The organism is Belnapia arida (genome assembly GCF_016773205.1).
In the GTDB taxonomy this organism is placed as follows: domain Bacteria; phylum Pseudomonadota; class Alphaproteobacteria; order Acetobacterales; family Acetobacteraceae; genus Belnapia; species Belnapia arida.
Window position 1 is genome coordinate 1 of record NZ_JAETWB010000153.1, and the last position, 991, is coordinate 991.

At 69.0% G+C, this 991-nt stretch carries 1 pseudogene; it reads right to left on the bottom strand.

Annotated elements, in window-relative coordinates:
* Positions 1-927 (bottom strand): annotated as a pseudogene (locus JMJ56_RS33145) (IS3 family transposase); the annotation flags it as partial.
* Between the last annotated feature and the right edge of the window lie 64 nt (positions 928-991).

The following is a 991-nucleotide window of genomic DNA, read 5'->3' on the forward strand; positions in this document are numbered from 1 at the left end:
TCTCCCACGGGCTCGCCTTCTCGATGTAGGCCGTCTTGGCGCCGACGCCGGCGATCCAGGCCTTCACCACCTCGGCGATGAACTCTGGCCCCTGGTCCGAGCGGATATGCGCCGGCGTCCCGTGCGCCAGAAACAGGTCGGCCAGCACATCGATCACGTCCGCCGAGCTGAGCTTGCGCGCCGCCCGGATCGCCAGCGCCTCGCGGGTGAACTCGTCGACCACGCAGAGCATCCGGAACTTCCGCCCATCGCGGGTGCGGTCCTCGACGAAGTCGTAGGCCCAGACCTGCCGGGGCCGCTCAGGCCGCAGCCGGATGCAGGAGCCATCCGCCAGCCATAGCCTACCGCGCTTCGGCTGCCGCTGCGGCACCCTCAGCCCCTCCTGCCGCCAGATGCGCTCCACCCGCTTGCGGTTCACTGTCCAGCCCGCATCCCGCAGCAGCGCCGTGATCCGCCGATAGCCGTACCGGCCATAGCGCTTGGCCAGCTCGATGATGTCCGCCGTCAGGCGGATCTCGTCCCCCGCCCCACGTGGCGCCTTCCGCTGCGTCGAGCGGTGCTGCCCCAGTACCCTGCAGGCCTGCCGCTCGGACACCCCGAGCTCGCGCACCACATGCTCAACGCAGGTCCGCCGCCGCGCAGGGCTCACCATTTTCCCGTGGCGGCTTCCTTGAGGATGACCTTCTCGAGCGTCAGGTCCGAGACCGCCTTCCGCAGTCGGGCGTTCTCGCGTTCCAGCTCCTTCAGCCGCTTCACCTGGTCGAGCTTCAGGCCGCCGAACTCCGTCCGCCAGCGGTAGTACGTCGGCTCCGTCACCCCGATCGACCGCACCGCTTCGGCAACCGACTTACCCTGGCCCACCAGCACTTCGACCTGCCGCAACTTGGCGACGATCTCTTCAGGCGTGTGCGCCTTACCCCGTGCCATGCCCGCCTCCTAACGCAGCCGCCGGACTACTCTACCGGCGGACCACTCCTAGGGGGTCAGGTCA